This is a genomic window from Sinorhizobium sp. CB7, from assembly GCF_041357635.1.
In the GTDB taxonomy this organism is placed as follows: domain Bacteria; phylum Pseudomonadota; class Alphaproteobacteria; order Rhizobiales; family Rhizobiaceae; genus Rhizobium.
In genome coordinates, this window is sequence record NZ_JAULLL010000024.1 from 67,439 (window position 1) to 83,133 (window position 15,695).

At 62.0% G+C, this 15,695-nt stretch carries 20 protein-coding genes; 8 read left to right on the plus strand and 12 right to left on the minus strand.

The window, feature by feature from the left end; translation table 11 throughout:
- The first annotated feature begins 37 nt into the window (after positions 1 to 37).
- The gene (locus tag AAE029_RS31760; RefSeq protein ID WP_371076912.1) at positions 38 to 514 is read left to right on the plus strand and encodes a hypothetical protein; all 477 of its coding nucleotides are present in this window, start codon (positions 38 to 40) and stop codon (positions 512 to 514) included.
- Positions 515 to 559: 45 nt separating this feature from the next.
- Entirely contained in the window at positions 560 to 982 is a 423-nt protein-coding gene (locus AAE029_RS31765) for a GFA family protein (protein WP_371076913.1), read from the plus strand.
- A gap of 340 nt (positions 983 to 1,322) precedes the next feature.
- On the opposite strand, the gene AAE029_RS31770 is transcribed toward AAE029_RS31765, so the two are convergent.
- From AAE029_RS31770 to AAE029_RS31790, 5 genes are all read right to left on the minus strand, one after another.
- Complete coding sequence (locus AAE029_RS31770; protein WP_371076914.1) at positions 1,323 to 2,567, minus strand: RNA polymerase sigma factor; 1,245 nt, start codon at positions 2,565 to 2,567, stop codon at positions 1,323 to 1,325.
- A gap of 9 nt (positions 2,568 to 2,576) precedes the next feature.
- Complete coding sequence (locus tag AAE029_RS31775) at positions 2,577 to 2,918, minus strand: YciI family protein (RefSeq protein ID WP_371076915.1); 342 nt, start codon at positions 2,916 to 2,918, stop codon at positions 2,577 to 2,579.
- A gap of 114 nt (positions 2,919 to 3,032) precedes the next feature.
- Positions 3,033 to 3,491 carry an N-acetyltransferase family protein gene (locus tag AAE029_RS31780; RefSeq protein ID WP_371076916.1) on the minus strand — a complete coding sequence of 153 codons (459 nt, stop codon included), beginning with the start codon at positions 3,489 to 3,491 and terminating at the stop codon, positions 3,033 to 3,035.
- 82 nt (positions 3,492 to 3,573) lie between these two features.
- Positions 3,574 to 4,107, minus strand: coding sequence for a GNAT family N-acetyltransferase (locus tag AAE029_RS31785; RefSeq protein WP_371076917.1), 534 nt, complete (start codon positions 4,105 to 4,107; stop codon positions 3,574 to 3,576).
- Between the two features lie 324 nt (positions 4,108 to 4,431).
- Entirely contained in the window at positions 4,432 to 5,490 is a 1,059-nt protein-coding gene (locus AAE029_RS31790) for a GH25 family lysozyme (RefSeq protein ID WP_371076918.1), read from the minus strand.
- On the opposite strand from AAE029_RS31790, the gene AAE029_RS31795 reads away from it, so the two are divergent.
- On the plus strand, positions 5,489 to 5,707 hold the full coding sequence (locus tag AAE029_RS31795) for a hypothetical protein (RefSeq protein WP_371076919.1): 219 nt from the start codon (positions 5,489 to 5,491) through the stop codon (positions 5,705 to 5,707). The two genes, AAE029_RS31790 and AAE029_RS31795, sit on opposite strands and share 2 nt — an antisense overlap.
- Before the next feature lie 10 nt (positions 5,708 to 5,717).
- Here AAE029_RS31795 and AAE029_RS31800 read toward each other — a convergent pair whose 3' ends face one another.
- Positions 5,718 to 6,143 carry a nuclear transport factor 2 family protein gene (locus tag AAE029_RS31800; RefSeq protein ID WP_371076920.1) on the minus strand — a complete coding sequence of 142 codons (426 nt, stop codon included), beginning with the start codon at positions 6,141 to 6,143 and terminating at the stop codon, positions 5,718 to 5,720.
- Positions 6,144 to 6,231: 88 nt separating this feature from the next.
- Between AAE029_RS31800 and AAE029_RS31805 the strand changes: the two genes are divergently transcribed.
- Positions 6,232 to 7,200, plus strand: a complete 969-nt coding sequence (locus AAE029_RS31805; RefSeq protein ID WP_371076921.1) for a LysR family transcriptional regulator — start codon at positions 6,232 to 6,234, stop codon at positions 7,198 to 7,200.
- Between the two features lie 11 nt (positions 7,201 to 7,211).
- Here the strand turns inward: AAE029_RS31805 and AAE029_RS31810 are convergent, their stop codons facing one another.
- Positions 7,212 to 7,427 (minus strand): hypothetical protein, encoded by a 216-nt coding sequence (locus AAE029_RS31810; RefSeq protein ID WP_371076922.1) that lies wholly within the window; start codon positions 7,425 to 7,427, stop codon positions 7,212 to 7,214.
- Positions 7,428 to 7,697: 270 nt separating this feature from the next.
- Between AAE029_RS31810 and AAE029_RS31815 the strand changes: the two genes are divergently transcribed.
- The 3 genes from AAE029_RS31815 (at position 7,698) to AAE029_RS31825 (ending at position 9,221) form a co-directional block, all read left to right on the plus strand.
- A complete protein-coding gene (locus tag AAE029_RS31815; protein ID WP_371076923.1) occupies positions 7,698 to 7,982 on the plus strand; it encodes a hypothetical protein in 285 nt (94 codons plus the stop codon).
- 340 nt (positions 7,983 to 8,322) lie between these two features.
- A complete protein-coding gene (locus tag AAE029_RS31820) occupies positions 8,323 to 8,691 on the plus strand; it encodes an ArsR/SmtB family transcription factor (RefSeq protein WP_371076924.1) in 369 nt (122 codons plus the stop codon).
- Positions 8,688 to 9,221 (plus strand): SRPBCC family protein, encoded by a 534-nt coding sequence (locus tag AAE029_RS31825; RefSeq protein ID WP_371076925.1) that lies wholly within the window; start codon positions 8,688 to 8,690, stop codon positions 9,219 to 9,221. Before AAE029_RS31820 ends, AAE029_RS31825 begins: the two co-directional genes overlap by 4 nt.
- 187 nt (positions 9,222 to 9,408) lie before the next feature.
- On the opposite strand, the gene AAE029_RS31830 is transcribed toward AAE029_RS31825, so the two are convergent.
- Positions 9,409 to 9,792 carry a YciI family protein gene (locus AAE029_RS31830; RefSeq protein ID WP_371076926.1) on the minus strand — a complete coding sequence of 128 codons (384 nt, stop codon included), beginning with the start codon at positions 9,790 to 9,792 and terminating at the stop codon, positions 9,409 to 9,411.
- A gap of 206 nt (positions 9,793 to 9,998) precedes the next feature.
- Between AAE029_RS31830 and AAE029_RS31835 the strand changes: the two genes are divergently transcribed.
- Positions 9,999 to 10,532: a GNAT family N-acetyltransferase gene (locus AAE029_RS31835; RefSeq protein ID WP_371076927.1), complete on the plus strand. Its 534-nt coding sequence runs from the start codon at positions 9,999 to 10,001 to the stop codon at positions 10,530 to 10,532.
- Positions 10,533 to 10,653: 121 nt separating this feature from the next.
- On the opposite strand, the gene dhaL is transcribed toward AAE029_RS31835, so the two are convergent.
- From dhaL to AAE029_RS31855, 4 genes are read right to left on the minus strand one after another with little or no spacing between them, the layout of a single operon-like run.
- On the minus strand, positions 10,654 to 12,348 hold the full coding sequence (gene dhaL, locus AAE029_RS31840) for a dihydroxyacetone kinase subunit DhaL (RefSeq protein ID WP_371076928.1): 1,695 nt from the start codon (positions 12,346 to 12,348) through the stop codon (positions 10,654 to 10,656).
- Positions 12,349 to 12,363: 15 nt separating this feature from the next.
- Positions 12,364 to 13,461, minus strand: coding sequence for an ABC transporter ATP-binding protein (locus AAE029_RS31845; protein ID WP_371076929.1), 1,098 nt, complete (start codon positions 13,459 to 13,461; stop codon positions 12,364 to 12,366).
- Between the two features lie 30 nt (positions 13,462 to 13,491).
- Positions 13,492 to 14,853: an L-fuculokinase gene (locus tag AAE029_RS31850; RefSeq protein WP_371076930.1), complete on the minus strand. Its 1,362-nt coding sequence runs from the start codon at positions 14,851 to 14,853 to the stop codon at positions 13,492 to 13,494.
- Between the two features lie 25 nt (positions 14,854 to 14,878).
- Complete coding sequence (locus AAE029_RS31855; protein ID WP_371076931.1) at positions 14,879 to 15,673, minus strand: class I fructose-bisphosphate aldolase; 795 nt, start codon at positions 15,671 to 15,673, stop codon at positions 14,879 to 14,881.
- Between the last annotated feature and the right edge of the window lie 22 nt (positions 15,674 to 15,695).

The window sequence follows — 15,695 nt, forward strand, 5'->3', positions numbered from 1 at the left end:
ATCTTCTCCGCAGGGGCTGATTCGGGGGAGCGGCAAAATGATCCTTGGCAAATGGCCATACAAGACACTCTGCATTTCCGGCCTGTTCGCGCTATCCTTTGCCCCGGCCTGGGCAAATTGCAGGTCGGCGACATCCAGCCCCGAGTGGCCCTTTGTGGCCCGCTCGGTTGCTGAAGCCCAATTGTGTGAACAACTCCCGGTCGGCCCCAATCGTACACGAAGCCTCAAGGTCGTATCCGCCGATGTCTGTTCCAATGGGGGCGGCATATCGACCGTCAAGGCGACGGCCCTGCTGACCTGCGAGTCCGACCCGGACTCCCTCTTTCAGACGCCCCCGTTAGAGGGTGACGTGGTCGCCACCGTGAGCCTGGATGTGGCGGCGTGCCGGATAACGGACAGTCGAATTGAAATCGGTGGAGATATCGGTACCCTTTTATCGGGCTTGCAGGATACGCAGGACTTCGCGCGAAACTGGGCGCAATCGCAATTATCGCGTCTGTGCAATCTGCGATAAAATAGAGCAATTCGTTAAGGGAGAATTGGGGACGGGACCGACCAGATGGCGCAAGATATTGTCAAGACTACACGTGGCTCCTGTCATTGCGGGGCTGTTCACTGGGAGTTTCGCGGCTCCATTCCGGATGCCACGATCTGCAATTGTACGGTTTGTCGCCGCTATGGCGTGCTGTGGGCCTATGCCTATGACGGTGATGGAATTGAGGTGAAGGACCAGAGCGGTGCCCTCAGCTGCTATATCCGCGGCTCGCAGAAGATCTCCTTCAATTTCTGCAAGCGCTGCGGCAATCTCGTCAGCTGGCGCGGCATGGAGCCCAGTAAGAACGGAAAAACGAGAATAGCCGTCAATCTTCGTCTTGCCGAGCCGGACGATGTCGCCGACATCCGCCTGCAGCGGTTCGACGGCCTCCACAGTTTCGACGATCTGCCCGACGATGGCCGCAGGGTGGCGGATGTCTGGTTTTAGGGCAATCCTGATCCTCGATGGCTCTTTGCAACTGGCCGATGCGATCGAGTCTTTTCGCCGTGCAGACGCACGGCGGCTGGATCCCTGTGACAAGCACAGGGAAGAGGGAATGTGAGGGACCGCCGGTGTCCCGATCACCGCCTGAGATCTTGGAAATAATCGAACCGGTGCCAAGCCGCCCGTATTCCGAAGGCAGTTGTTTGGCGCGGAAGGCCCCCAAACTCCCTCTTCCCTGTGCTCGTCACAGGGATCCAGCCGCGCCGTGTCCACGGCGCGAATGACTCACTTTTTACGATGTCGACCGCGTCCTTCACCATGACCGGAAGACCGGCGGCTCGTATCAATCCGCCGCGCCACAACTCGCAGCATTGAAGCGCAGCCGCAAGTGCTGCCGCACTGAATCGTCGGTCGACAGTCCGATGGCGATCTTCAAGGCCTCGCAACCGGCGTCGATATTGCCTGCACGAAGGTTCAGATGGCCCAGTGTCGCCCAGTAGGGCTGATAGTCGAGCATGCGCTTGTCTGTGGAAATGCCGGACAGTTCCGCCAAGGCCGCATCCGGGCCTGCGAGCTCGGCCAACGCGGCAGCGCGGTTGAGCACCACCACCGGAGAGTTCGTCAACGATACCAGATGATCGTAGAGCGACACGATCGCCGGCCAGCAATTCGCGCCGGTGAGCCTCTGCGCGATATGAGCCGACTGGATGGCTGCTTCCAGCTGGTAGCGCCCAGTCGGTCCGGATCGATTGCAGGCGTGCAGCAGGTTTTCGGCATTGACGATCTGCGCTCTGTCCCAGAGGGCGATATCCTGCTCCCCAATCGGGACATAACATCCTTTTCGATCGCGACGCGCGTTGCGGCGAGCCTCGGCGTATAACATCAGTGCCAGCAGCGCCTTGGCTTCCGGTTCCTCGGGCAGCAGATCGGCAATCAGGCCGCCGAGCCAGATTGCCTCCGGGGCGAGATCCGATGCCCCTTCCTGGGCCGCGTCCCAGCCGGTGGAATACGCCGCGTATATCGCTTCGAGCACCGCATGCAATCGCTCCGGCATTTCGTTTCGCTCGGGCACGCTGAAAGGAATGCAGCTTTCCTTTATATGAGCCTTGGCCCTTACCAGACGCTGGTTCATGCTGCCTGCCGAAACGAGAAAGGCCGATGCGATCGTCTTTGCGGCAATGCCCAGAACTGTTTGCAGGATGAGGGGCGCCCTTGCCCCGCGTTCGATCATGGGATGCGCGCAGGCGAACATGAGTGCGAGACGCCGATCGGGCAATTCCTCTAACATCCGCGCGGCCTCTTCGATCTCGCAAGCGAGCATCTGCAAATGAGGCTCACCCTCCATTCGGACCTGTCCTCTGCGCAGAAGGTCCACATGACGTCGCTTCGCAACGGTTAGGAGCCAGCCATCGGGGTTGACGGGTATGCCCTGGATCGGCCATCGCTCGAGCGCGGCAGCGAAAGCTTCCGCAAGCATGTCTTCCGCGGCGGCAACATCGCGTGTCCTTGCGACGAGAAGTGCAACGAGGCGCCCGTAGCTTTCGCGTGCTATCCGCTCGACAACCCGGCGCGCCTCGTCACTCTTCATAGCGGCTCGCTATTGTCCCACGTCCATGATCGGGCGGACCTCGACTGTGCCGTAGCGGGCGCTCGGGCACCGTTGAGCCCAGGTGACAGCTTCTTCAAGGGTCGCAGCATCGATCATGAAATAGCCCGCAAACTTTTCCTTGGTGTCGGCATACGGGCCGTCAATGACGTCGGTCTTGCCGTCGCGTACGCGAACGCTCGTTGCCGCCGAAGCAGGCTGAAGCCGCACCCCGGAACTGCCCCCGGCCTTGGCGAGCGCTTCATTGAAGGCCGCATAATCGGCCCAAAGCTCCTTCTGGTCCGCGCTTGCGAGGGCAGCATCATCATGGTGGATAAGCATCATATACTTCATCTCGTCTCCTATCTGTTTCGCAGAGCGCTTGGCCCCGACCAACCAATGTCGGGCGAGACAGGCCCATTTCGACATTCCGCGAGATGAAATCCATCAGATTGGCGCGGCCGCAATTCAAAGCGTGAGCTTATACCCGATATGACTGCCGACAAACCCGAGCTTTTCATAGAAGCGGTGTGCATCGGGACGCGCCTTGTCGGTCGTCAGCTGCACGAGGTTGCAACCCTTTGCCCTGCATTGATCGATTGCCCATTCGAACAAGTGCTGGCCTAGTCCCGATCCTCGATGGCCCTTTGCAATCCGGACACCCTCGATCTGCCCCCTCCACGCCCCCATGCGGGCCAGCCCCGGGATGAAGGTAAGCTGGAGGGTGCCGATTATCTCGTTTCCCAAAGTGGCGACGGCCTGCAGTTGGTGGGGATCGGCATCGATGGCTCGAAATGCCTCGACATATTTCGGGTTCGGCGGAGAGCAGGCATCCTCCCTCTGCTGCCCCAGAATATCATCGGCGAGCAGGGCGATGATCGCGGGAAGATCGGCAAGGAGTGCGCGGCGGACGCTTACGTCTGACATCAGGGCTGTCTCCGGTGGCTAATCGATAGTGCTGCTTCCCTGATAGCGAAGGAAATGGCTTGTTGCGATGCCCACCATGGCGTCAGCGGGCGAACTCGCTGGCCAGCAGGCCCATCATGACGTCGTCGTGCCAGGATCCGTTTACGAAGGCGGCCTCCCGCTCCCTGCCTTCCAGAACAAACCCGCATTTCTGGTAGGCTCTGATGGCCCGGTGATTGTAGCTCAGCACGCGGATGCCGATACGGTGAAGCCGCAGCGTATCGAAGGCATGGCCGAGCACTATCGAGATGGCCTCGCTTCCCAGACCTTTGCCGAGGGCGTTCTTGTCATAAATACCGATCGCCATCGATGCGCGGCGATCGCGCAGGTCCACCCGGTCCAGCCGTATCACACCGATGAGCTCACCATGCGCCTCGATGATCCACGCGTGAGGCTGCCCTGCGATCCCTTGCACCCACTTCGACGCAGCATCCCGCGAGATTTGCGGGACATCAGCGCCACTGACGCCGAACATCTCGAAAATTTCGACGTCATTGCCGAGTTTAAATCTCGCTTCCGCGTCCCCCTCTCGCGGCGGACGGAGGATCACATTTTTGCCAGTCAGTGTCGGGATCATTTAGTACAGAGCCTATTTCGGAAAACGACGTCACACCTTCTAATACTGAATGATAGGCTGTCATGATGGCGTATGCCACACTGACCTGATCGTCTCGCCGACGCTCGCGATTGCCCCTCACCCTAACCCTCTCCCCGCAAGCGGGGCGAGGGGATGATCCGAGCAAGCGGTGGGCTGCAAACCGTCACTGCCGTGAGGGACGACGGAGGGCGCGACTCCCCTTCGCCCCGCCTGCGGGGAGAAGGTGCCCGAAGGGCGGATGAGGGGCTGTCGCGACACTCGAACTTTCATCCGCAACTATCAGATTCGCCCAGAGTTTTCCCCTCAGCCAGCCCGCGCCTCCACCCAATCGTGCCAGTCGCCCTCGTCGCCGTTGAAGACATTGAGGTCGATCTTGCCGTCGACGCCGTCGGAGAGGCCGGAGCCGGAATATTGCCAGAAGAGCCATTTGCGGCCGGGATAGACGTGGGCGGGATGGGCGGCCACGGAGCGCAGCCAGAAGGGATAGTTGAGGAGTTCGCCGCTCAGATTGTCGCGGTAGAAATCCGGCGCGGTATAGATGATCGGGCGCTGCCCATAGTGCCGCTCCAGCTTATCGAGGAAGACCTGCATCTTTTCGAGAACTCGCGCGCGGGAAATTCGCCTCTTGCAGCTCGATTCCCCGTTCCATTCGACATCGACGACGGGCGGCAGGGCGCCTGCTTCCTTCGGCACGTTGCGGATAAACCAGTCGGCCTGTTCGCCGGCGGTGCGGCACCAGTAGAAGAAGTGATAGGCGCCGCGCTTCAGTCCCGCCTCCTTGGCTCTCTGCCAGTTCTTCCTGAACATCGGGTCGAGATGGTCGCCGCCGTCGGTCGCCTTGATATAGGCGAAATTGGCCCCCTGCATGCGCAGCGTCGCCCAGTCGATCTCGCCCTGCCAGCGCGAGACATCGACGCCGTGCACGGCGAGCTTGCGCGGCGAGGACCTGCCGAAATTGATCGGCTTTGCGTCACGGAAGCGATGGCTGTAGATCCGCGAGCGCGTCCGAGGGCTCGGGTCGATTGCGGGCGCGGGCATTGCTGCATTGAGTGCTTCCGCCGGCCGCTCCGCCGGGACGGGCGTGGCCGCCATCCCCGGCGCATTCACGAAGGCCTTCGGCTGCGGAACCTGCCCCGCCCAGGCCAGAACCTCCTGCTGCGCCGCCTGCGGCACGGCCGGGGCAGCCGGTGCGGCCGCCTCGCCGACACTGCCGGATGGAACGGGCGCGGCCGGCCGGGAGACGGAACTCGTCGTCTCCGGCGACGGCAGCCCGGCCACTAGGCTTTCCGGGCCGGAATTGGATGCGCAGCCCGACAGGGTCAGGCAGGTGAGGAAGATTGCTGGCACAGCCGAGAGACGCATGGACACCCGTACGCAAGACAACGATCCGACGGCGGAAATCCGTGCCGTCGCGAACCATGAAAAGTCATTGCTAACAGGGAATTACCAAAAAAGACTGAATCCGATCTTTATCGTCGGAAATGAGATGGGTGTGGCTCCTTTGCGCCGTCAGGCATGCGGGCAATTCTGCGGTATTGCGGCCGCACCAGCCGGTCGTCACGACCGGCTGGTGATCTGAAGGCCTGCCGCTATTCCGTCCGGGGCGGCGCTTCGACGGCCCAATCGGGATCGGCGCCGAAGGGGTGGTCGATGAAGAAGGCCCATGTGCCGTCCGGAAGCTTCCGGTGCACTTCCATGCCGTGATGGTGCACCTCCACCGGATTGCCGTCCCTGTCCGTGCCCCTGATCAGCCATTGCGAGCGGGTCATGGCGAAGTCGCCGGCGACGGTCGTGTGATGGGTGACGACGTCCATATGCGGCTTCATGCCAATATAGGCCGCCATCGTCTCGCGGATGCCGGCCGCACCACGGGCCGTCTTCGTGCCGCCATGGACCTGGTCGACCTGAACGATCGAGGCATCGGGATGATACATGGCGGCCGCTGCTTCAGTATCCTGCGCGTTAAAGGCTCGCGCGAGCCAGAGGTTGCAGAGTTCGGGTGACGGAGCGCCCATGTCGATCTCCTTTCGTTTCCCTTTCCCCACGGCATATGGGCCTTCGCGCCTTGCAAGAACACCCGGCATTCGGGAAAGCTGAGCTTTCATGAAGCGCAAGATGACCGCGGGCGCGCACCATGGCATGATGTGCCGATTTCGAAAGCTCGGATTGCGGGATATGCAAGGCGTTTTGGCACTGGACGATCTGCGGCTGCTACAGGCAATCGGCGCGGCCGGCACGCTCACTGGCGCGGCCCGCCGCCTGGCGGTCGATCACTCCACCGCCTTCCGGCGGCTGGGAGCCATCGAAAATCGCCTCGGAGTGCAGCTTTTCGAGCGCGCCCGCGACGGATACACGGCCACGCCCGCCGGCGAAGCGACGCTCGCGGTGGCGCGACGCATTCTGGACGATCTCGGCAATCTCGAGCGTCGGCTTGCCGGCGAAGACATGCGGCCCTCCGGCATCGTGCGCGTGACAACGACGGACACGCTCCTCGACCTGACGAGCCCGATCTTCGCCGCCTTGCGCGCCGAGCACCCCGAGATCACGATTGAGCTCGTGGTCGCCAACGCCTTCTTTACCCTGACAAAACGGGACGCCGATATCGCGATCCGCCCGATCGCCGAAGCACCCGAGAATTTGGTGGGCCGGCGGCTCACCGCACTCGCGACGGCGCCTTATGCCGCACCGGCCTATCTGGCGCGGCAGCCGGGCCGGACGCCGCTTGCAGCGCATGAATGGCTTGGTTTCGAAGAGAGCCTCAGCCACCTGCGCTCGGCACGCTGGGTGGAGGCGAACGTGGAAAACATCGTCTACCGCGCCGACTCTCTGCTGGCACTACGGGCCGCTGCGCGCGCCGGCATGGGTGTCGCGGCGCTCCCCTGTTATCTCGCCGACCCCGATCCCGCACTTCGGCGCTTGCACCCGCCGCTTCCGGAGATGGAAGTGTCCCTCTGGCTGCTGACACATCCCGACCTCAGGCGCGTCGCCCGGATCCGCACCGTCCTCGATTTTCTCGCGTCGCATCTGGTCAAACGGCGAGCTCTGATCGAGGGACACGAGCCGCGCGATTGAAGCTGTAAACCTCAGGCCAAGGCTGCAGGGCAGTCGCCGATGCCGGACACCGTATTGTGAAATGCCTTGAAAGAAAGCCCGCGCTTTCCATGCCTTGTTTTTGTCATATTTTGCAATAAATACAACCTTAAAGAGTAGCCGCTGAGACCTCCGCCAATTCCCCGCAAGGGATTGATCAACAACGAGTTTTGAAATTCCGCATGATGCTCGCATTCGCTGCCGCGCATCCTGGCTCGAAGACCGCTGGACCCGGTTGTGCTGATGAAACGGCGCAGGATTATTCACTTCCTTTTGACACTGATTTCAGGATCCTGCGTCTTTTTCCGCCTTGGTCCCGCACCCACATCAGAAGTTGTAAGCATCGCAAGGTGCTTGCCGTAACGCATATCATATCCGGAGCGCCCAAGGAGCGGCCGGGCATGAATGATTGATCGTGAGGAACTCGCTGGTGCGGTTGACCCCAAGCAACGCACGGTTGGTTCAGGAGGAATAGACATATGAGCAAGATCACGAACATCACGATGGCAGCCGCCATCCTCGCTTCCACAGTCATCGGCGGCGCGGTTTCGGCCTCGGCATCCGATTTCTACGGTATGGACGCATCCCCATACTCTGGCGGCGGCTCGACTATGTCCTCATCAGCAGGCCACGTCATGGGCGCGCCTCGCGCGAACAGCATGAGCCGCACGGACAGCATCAGGACCGGCTCCATTACGGCAAAGGAGCATAGCAAGACTATGAGGGCCTATCCGTATAATCATCAGCATCGCCGCGCACACTGATGCGTCTGTAATCGGCATGATTGCCACGGCACGCCTCTCCGACGCGCTTTAGTATAAAAGATGCCGCGTTTTTGCAGAACCCGGCATCTTTTCGTCTTCCGATTTGCTCATCATTCTAACCCTCTCCCCACAAGCGGGCGAGGGGACGATCGCGCAAGCCCCCGCTGACGACGGGTCAATGCATCAGTGCGGAGCGAACAAAGGATGCGCTCCCCTTCGCCCCGCTTCCGGGAAGGTGCACGAAAAGGCGGCGCCCGCAAGCCGGCCTGAATTCGGACCATCGGCAGATCATTCAACCAATCGGTTGACTATCTAATGTCTTGCGCGTATATTCAACCACATGGTTGAATTACAAGCACTGCAGATGAATTCCGTCTTTCACGCCCTCGGCGACGCCACGCGCCGGCACATGCTTCGCGACCTCGCCGGAGGCGAGCGTACGGTGAGCCAGCTAGCGGAACCCTTTTCGATCTCGCTCGCAGCCGCCTCGAAGCATATCAAGGTGCTGGAGAGCGCCGGGTTGATCCGCCGCGAGGTACGCGGGCGAACTCATTTCTGCCGGCTCGACCCTGGCCCGCTCGCCAATGCCCATGAGTGGCTGAGCTTCTACGAACGCTTCTGGAGCGGTCGCCTGGATGTGCTCGAACGGCTGCTGCGTGAGGAAGACGCACGCAAATCCCCAAACCCGCAGAGAGGAGAAGACCAATGACCGAAATCGCAAAGCTCGACGCCTATGGCACGCTGACCGAGCCCGCCACGCTGAAGCTCCAGCGCATTCTCCCCGGCCCCATCGAGCGCATCTGGGCCTATCTCACGGAAAGCGATCTGCGCCGCGAGTGGCTGGCGGCAGGCGAGATGGAGATGAAGGTCGGCGCGCCCTTTGAGCTCGTGTGGCGCAATGATGAGCTTACCGACCCGCCCGGCGAGCGGCCCTCCGGCTTTCCCGAGGAGCACCGTATGCAAAGCCGCATTCTCGAGCTCGATCCGCCTCGCAAGCTCGCGATCTCCTTTGCGGAGAGCGGTGACGTCTTCTTCGAGCTGGAACCGAAGGGCGATCAGGTGCTGCTCACACTGATCCATCGCCGGCTGCCCGACCGCGCAACCATGCTGAAGGTCGGAGCCGGCTGGCATATGCACCTCGACATTCTGGTTGCCCGCGCATCAGGCAAGGAGCCGGAGCCGTTCTGGGATGGTTGGGCCCGCCTGAAGCAGGATTATGACCGTCGGCTGCCGGCCTGACGGTTCGCTAGGATGTGAGCGCCGCGCGTCTTACAAGGTGCCTAAAGGTCGCCATCTCCGGACTATTGGAGGCGTGGTCGCAAGGCCATGCCTTCTCGCTACTCCCGGAGCCATTCACGTGGCGGCCGCGGTGGGCCTACTTGCACGACCGTGACGGGGAGATGCCGACCATTTAAGGAAAGACCGGCTATTCCCCACCCCCCGATGCCAATGGCGTGCCGGGCAGATAAAGCGAAATCGGCCTGATCTCATAGACTGCCGTCGGATTGGTGCGCCGCAGCTCGCGTGCTGCGGCGACGGCTTCCTCAAGCGTTGGAAAATCCACGACATAGAGGCCGAGCAACTGCTCCTTGGTTTCAGCGAAGGGGCCATCGATGACGATGCCATCTCCCTTCCCCCTGAGCGTCACGGCCCGCTGTGTGGGACCAAGCCGCGCCGCCGGGCCGAGACGCTTCTCCTCGACAAGGCGATCATTGACCTTGAGCAGGTCGGTCATCAGGGCCGCATCCTCCTCCTTCGTCCAGGATTCGACCACTCCCTCTTCGTGATAGGCAAGGATGGCGTAATACATCGATTGTCCCCTCCGTCTATTTTCGCCGTTCGAGCTTCATCACACACACTCCTCGGAGTCCAGACTATCCGACTGAAATTGGGGCCGTGTCCAGCAAATGGAATTTCATCACAAGGAGCAACGGTCACTTGCGATAATCAAACAGCACAGCCAAAAACGCTTGAAGCGCTAATTCATGTGAGAAATCGCCCAAGCAAGGAATCGACATGTGCGAACTTGAAACCGAACGGCTGCTTCTTCGCCGCTGGCGGCCCGAGGATCGGGAGCCGTTTTTTACCATCAATTGCGAGCCGGAGGTCGTCCGCTACCTGACGCCGAGGACACGCGAACAATCCGACGATATGACCTTCAGGATCGAACAGCATTTCGAAGACCATGGATGGGGGTTCTGGGCCCTCGAAGACAAAGCGCAGTCGAAGCTGATCGGCCTTTGTGGATTGAGCACGATCGATTGGAAACTGCCATTTACCCCGGCCGTCGAAATCGGATGGAGGCTTTCCACGCCTTGGCAGGGCAAGGGCTATGCCCGCGAAGCGGCGGAACGGGTCCTCAGCTTTGCTTTCGACGACCTCGGACTCGACCGCGTCGTCAGTTTCACCGTTCCGGACAACCGCAATTCCTGGGGGCTCATGCGCCGTCTCGGAATGCGACAGGTCGGTGAATTCAGGCATCCCAATCTGCCAATGGACCATCCGCTGAGCCAGCACGTGCTCTACGAGATCAAACGCCCGATGACTTGAATGGTCGTGCCCCAAACGGAGCAGGATACAATCCTGCTGCTCGACCCCTCCCACGGCGGTGCCGGCGGCCTGCGCGACAGGCGGGGCGGACGACGCGGATCGGCCGCACAGCTCGCGGGTGTCACCCTTCCGTCGCCACGGCCTTCATCCAAAGAGCCACTGCGACAGCGCCACCGTCCGGATGGCCAAGGGCGCGGTCTCCAAGATAGCTTGCACGTCCGAGTCGGGGCCGCATGTTCCGGGTAGCCTCCGCGCCGGACAGCGCGGCGTCGGCCATCGCTTCGATCCTTTGAGCTGGTGAAAGGTCTTCGCCGGAGATCGCATTCAACGTCTCGGCGGCAGGTTTCAGGGCGTCTACCATCGTTCTGTCGCCCGGCTTTGCTCCCCCGAGATCCGACACGGCCTGGACGGCCGCGGCGAACGCCCGCGCCCAATCCAGGCTGGATGGCTGCGGGATATCCGCGAGGTACCGCGAGGCACGCAGCAGTGCGGTTGCATAGAACGGGCCTGAGCTTCCGCCGATCACCCGCCTCAGCGTGTTTCCGATCGAGGCCAGTCCGGACGCCGGGGTCGTGAACTCGGACGCGGAAAGCGACAGGATTGCTTCCGCACCCCTTTTCATGCTCGTCCCGAGGTCGCCGTCGCCGGTTATGCTGTCGAGCTCGGTGAGTTTCGGTTCGGCGACAATCATGGCCCGCGCCGCGCGCTTGGCCAGTTCGTGCAGCAGCCTGCCCTCGAGCGACTGCTCGCCGGGTTCGTCAAGCCTTTCGACGCGATCGCCAGCGTTGTGAGCAACGATCTCCGTGTTGACCTGTCCGCTACCCGGCCATGAAGGCGCATTGGTAGGCGCGTCGAGGAGGTCGATGAGATCCCCGTCGAGACGGAGAACCGAGAGCGAGAAACCGGGCATGTCCAACGCTGAAAGCAAGGTGCCGCACCAAGCGCGTTTCACGCAAACGTCCATCGCCTGTAGCTGGCGCAGCGCGCCTTGCGCGATGATGGCAAGTTCCATCGGAGGGGTTGTGCCCAAGCCGTTCACCAGAAGAGCGACGCTTTCGGAGTTCGAAAACGCGCGATCGGCGGCCATCGTGTCGAGGATCAGCCGGCACAAGTCGTCCGCCGATCCCATCGTCATTCGCCGCACGCCTTGTTCCCCGTGGATCCCAAGTCCGACTTCGATCTCATCCGCGCCGAGCTTGAAGCCGGGTTTGCCGACCGCAGGCAGCGTGCATGGGCCTAGGGATATTCCCATGGACGCGACATTGTCCGCGGCATCGCGCGCGATGCGCGCGACCTCTTCGAGCGGCAACCCCTTGTCGGCGGCGGCTCCTGCCACCTTGTGAACAAGCACGGTTCCAGCGATTCCCCGACGCCGGTCTTTCGTTACAGTATCTCTGAGGGCCACGTCGTCGGCCACCACGACCATTTCGACCGGGATGCCGTCGGCGCGCGCCATCTCGGCAGCGAGACCGAAGTTGAGGCGATCGCCGGTATAGTTCTTGACGATCAACAGAGCTCCCGCGGGACCGCTGACAGCCCTGATCCCGGCAAGCACGGCGTCGGTGCTCGGCGAGGTGAACACATCACCCGCGACCGCTGCCGCCAGCATGCCGAGACCTACATAGCCCGCATGGGCAGGTTCATGTCCACTTCCGCCACCGGAAATCACAGAAACCTTTCGGTCGCCGGGTTCGGGCAGGTCCGCCCGCACGACAACGTTCTCGTTCGAAAGGATCGCCGCTCCCGGATTAAGGAGAACGACACCCTCGAGCATCTCGCGTACAACGTGGGAAGGATCGTTGATGAGCTTCTTCATATCGGCCCCTATCGTTTAGTTCGCCCGGGCGAGCAGCGATCGTTCGGTCGTCGGATCGAAGGCATGGACAGCGCCCGGACGATGCACCAGCGTGACGTCCCGTCCGACTTCGATCCGGGGACCGCGTTCAAACTGTGCGGAAACCAGCCTGTCGGCCACCGCGACTTGAATCATGACCTGCGACCCGAGGGGTTCGATCAATTCCACGCGCCCGCGTACCCAGCCGTCTCCTCCGGCCTCCCGGTCCGAAACCGGCGAAAGGTGCTCGGGACGGATTCCGGCCACCACTTTTCCCTGACGCTGGCTCAGCGCCTGCATGAGTTCCCCGTCCGCCCGGAGCGAGAAGCCCTGGCCCGCGATCGTTCCGGTCGGTTCGATCGTTCCGTCCAGGAAGTTCATCGGCGGGCTGCCGATGAACCCGGCGACGAACTGGTTGACGGGACGGTCGTAGATGTTTTGTGGCGTATCGATCTGTTGCGCCACGCCCCCCTGCATGACCACGATCCGGTGTCCCATCGTCAAAGCCTCGAGCTGGTCGTGGGTCACGTAGAACGTGGTGATCTTGAGCCGCCTGCAGAGCTTGACGATCTCCGCGCGCATTTCGATGCGCAGTTTGGCGTCTAAGTTCGAAAGCGGCTCGTCCATCAGGAAGACGCGGGGCTGTCTTACGATTGCGCGGCCGAGGGCGACGCGCTGCCGTTGCCCTCCGGACAGTGCGGCCGGCTTGCGTTCCAGCAGCGGTTCGATGCTCAGGGCTTTGGCGGTGCTGCGGACCTGCTGGTCGATCTTGTCCTTGGACCATTTCCGGACCCTCAGGCAGAAGGCCATGTTCTCGTAGACCGTAAGATGCGGATAGAGGGCATAATTCTGAAAGACCATCGCGACATCGCGCTCGGACGGGGTCTGTTCGGTTACGTCCTCGCCGTCTATCTTGATCGAGCCGGAACTCGATGTCTCCAATCCGGCGATCATGCGCATGGTGGTGGTTTTTCCGCATCCCGACGGCCCGACAAGGACCACGAACTCGCCGTGTTCGGTGACGAGGTTGAGATTATGGACGGCGTGGAACGCGCCGAAGCTCTTGTTCAGGTCCTCAATCGAAATTACGGACACATCTTCCTCCCATGGGATACATGCCCCAGGTCACGCGCCAGCGCGGTCAGGGGTTGAGTTGAATTGCTGTCGAAACAGATCGTCGTAAATGACAGCCCAGTCCTCGTCGGGCTCCATCGTTTCGATCGAGATCGTGCCGGAGAGGTCGACGACTTCCCCGATTCCTTCGGCCGCGAGCAGGGCCGCGCCGACCACGCCCGGCTCCTGTTCGCTCAGGATGTTGATCGACTGGCCGAACACGCTGGCCCTGAGTTCAAGCAGACTCCGTGAACGGCTCCATCCTCCGGTCGCAAAGATCGCTCCCTTGGGGACACCAACATCGGACATACGGTCCATCATCCTGCGGGCGGTGAGGCTGGCCGTTTCGAAGACTGCACGCGGGGCGGCTGCCCCGATGGCGGCTGTTCGCACTTCTCCGCTCGCATTGGGCGCGCCTGGCATTCGCGAGAGCGCGAGAAATGAGCGGATGTCGACGCCCTGGTCGATCAGCGACTGGACCGCCGCTGAGAATTCAAAGACGCCCAGACACGCTGTTCCCGCATCGGCTCTAACCGGCACCATGAACGCGAGAAAGGGATCGAAATGATCGAGCTTCATGTCGCGCGTTTCGCCATAGACGACGTTCGCCGTGCCTATCGAGTCCACCCTGGCAGTCGGGTCGAACCTCTGAATGTACGACGCGGCGACCGGATGGTCATGACCGCCCGCCACCACGACCGTCTCGGGTCCGGCAGCACCAGATTCGAGCAAGCGCCGGCCACGCACCGGACCAACCACGTCGGACGCCCGCAGTACAGGCGGCATTGCGGCAGCGCCGCACACTTTGAGCAAACCGTCCAGCCAATCACGCCGCTCTATGTCGTAGCACCCCGTGCGTCCGGCCAGACTTTCGCTGATGAACGGGCAGGACGACCAGGCCACTGCCGGATAATCCGTTAGCGCGATCCAGTAGCGCGCACGCGCGACGGTCTCGGGTTCATGCTTTCGAAACCAGAGCCACCTCGCTCCCGTCCTGGTATGGTCCATCTCGACGCCGGACCTCGTCGTCGCCTCCGGGCTTTCGCGGATAAAGGCCGCCTCGGCTGCCGCGCTGCGGTCGAACCAGGGTATCGCCCACGACAGCGGCTCCAACGCCTCGTCCACGTAAAGCCCATCCTCGCCGACCCCGGTCGTGGAGATCGCGGCGAAAGGCTTGCCTCCGCCGATGGCGCGCCAACCTTCGATTACGAGGTCTTCGACAGAAGTGATGATCGCCCGGCCGTCGGCCGCCAGGCGTTCGGCGGCGGCCCGACGCGGCGTCGGAACGGAGCGCGTCCACTGGGAGCGACCAAAACGATCGACAACGCAGACCTTGAGGTTTGTCGTTCCGATATCGACTCCACAGAAAAGCATTCGCGCTCCCTCCTCTTTCTCGATTTCACCAGCGGCGCATATACTTTTCGCGGGTGATGCGTGCGATCTCGCGGATGACTTCCTTCGCCTCGCCTTCGGGACGCTGCCAGACCTTGCGACCGACGACAACGCCTTGAGCGCCGGCGGAGATCGCGTCCTCGACATCCTTGAGGGTGGACCTCGCGTCGCCGCTCAGCGGACCGCCGGCGACGACCACCGGGATATCGAGTTCGTCACAAAGCTTCGCCGTCGCGTCCGGGCCCGGGAACGTGATCTTGATGATGTCCGCGCCAAGATCGTAGCCCACGCGAGCCACCTCGAGTTCCTTCTCGATGATCTCCGGCGTGCGCGGAGAGTTGAGGAAAACGGGTTCGACCATCACCGGAATGTGCCACTTGGAGGCTTCCGACACGACCTTGCCGATGCGCTCGCAATAAAGCACTTTCTCGGCGTCGTTGACGTTCCAGGGCAGCAGGAGCTTGACGCAGTCCACGCCCATGCGGACGGCGTCCTCGACGCTGGTGACGATCGCACCAGTTCCCGTTTCCGGAGCGCTGGTCGGCCAGAAGGCGTCGATGGCCAGAACGCGGGCGAGCGCGGGGGCCTTCGCCATATCGACCTCTGTCGCCTTCACGATGCCGGTGCTGACCATGAAGCCCGTGATGTCTTCGCCCATGTAGCGACGCAGCACCTGAACCGGAGCTTCGAGCGCCTTGACGCGTCCCCATACCAGACCGTGATCGATCGGAACGATGAGGGATGCGCGGTCCTCGCGGAACACGCGGTTCATGCGGTAATTGGTCGAATAGCGGTTTGCCACGTTAATTCTCCTTTCAGTGGAT

Coding starts and splice junctions, on each gene's coding strand:
- AAE029_RS31760 (WP_371076912.1), top strand. CDS start 38: ATGATCCTTGGCAAATGGCCATACAAGACACTCTGCATTTCCGGCCTG.
- AAE029_RS31765 (WP_371076913.1), top strand. CDS start 560: ATGGCGCAAGATATTGTCAAGACTACACGTGGCTCCTGTCATTGCGGG.
- AAE029_RS31770 (WP_371076914.1), bottom strand. CDS start 2,567: ATGAAGAGTGACGAGGCGCGCCGGGTTGTCGAGCGGATAGCACGCGAA.
- AAE029_RS31775 (WP_371076915.1), bottom strand. CDS start 2,918: ATGAAGTATATGATGCTTATCCACCATGATGATGCTGCCCTCGCAAGC.
- AAE029_RS31780 (WP_371076916.1), bottom strand. CDS start 3,491: ATGTCAGACGTAAGCGTCCGCCGCGCACTCCTTGCCGATCTTCCCGCG.
- AAE029_RS31785 (WP_371076917.1), bottom strand. CDS start 4,107: ATGATCCCGACACTGACTGGCAAAAATGTGATCCTCCGTCCGCCGCGA.
- AAE029_RS31795 (WP_371076919.1), top strand. CDS start 5,489: ATGGACACCCGTACGCAAGACAACGATCCGACGGCGGAAATCCGTGCC.
- AAE029_RS31790 (WP_371076918.1), bottom strand. CDS start 5,490: ATGCGTCTCTCGGCTGTGCCAGCAATCTTCCTCACCTGCCTGACCCTG.
- AAE029_RS31800 (WP_371076920.1), bottom strand. CDS start 6,143: ATGGGCGCTCCGTCACCCGAACTCTGCAACCTCTGGCTCGCGCGAGCC.
- AAE029_RS31805 (WP_371076921.1), top strand. CDS start 6,232: ATGAAGCGCAAGATGACCGCGGGCGCGCACCATGGCATGATGTGCCGA.
- AAE029_RS31810 (WP_371076922.1), bottom strand. CDS start 7,427: ATGCGCGGCAGCGAATGCGAGCATCATGCGGAATTTCAAAACTCGTTG.
- AAE029_RS31815 (WP_371076923.1), top strand. CDS start 7,698: ATGAGCAAGATCACGAACATCACGATGGCAGCCGCCATCCTCGCTTCC.
- AAE029_RS31820 (WP_371076924.1), top strand. CDS start 8,323: ATGGTTGAATTACAAGCACTGCAGATGAATTCCGTCTTTCACGCCCTC.
- AAE029_RS31825 (WP_371076925.1), top strand. CDS start 8,688: ATGACCGAAATCGCAAAGCTCGACGCCTATGGCACGCTGACCGAGCCC.
- AAE029_RS31830 (WP_371076926.1), bottom strand. CDS start 9,792: ATGTATTACGCCATCCTTGCCTATCACGAAGAGGGAGTGGTCGAATCC.
- AAE029_RS31835 (WP_371076927.1), top strand. CDS start 9,999: ATGTGCGAACTTGAAACCGAACGGCTGCTTCTTCGCCGCTGGCGGCCC.
- dhaL (WP_371076928.1), bottom strand. CDS start 12,348: ATGAAGAAGCTCATCAACGATCCTTCCCACGTTGTACGCGAGATGCTC.
- AAE029_RS31850 (WP_371076930.1), bottom strand. CDS start 14,853: ATGCTTTTCTGTGGAGTCGATATCGGAACGACAAACCTCAAGGTCTGC.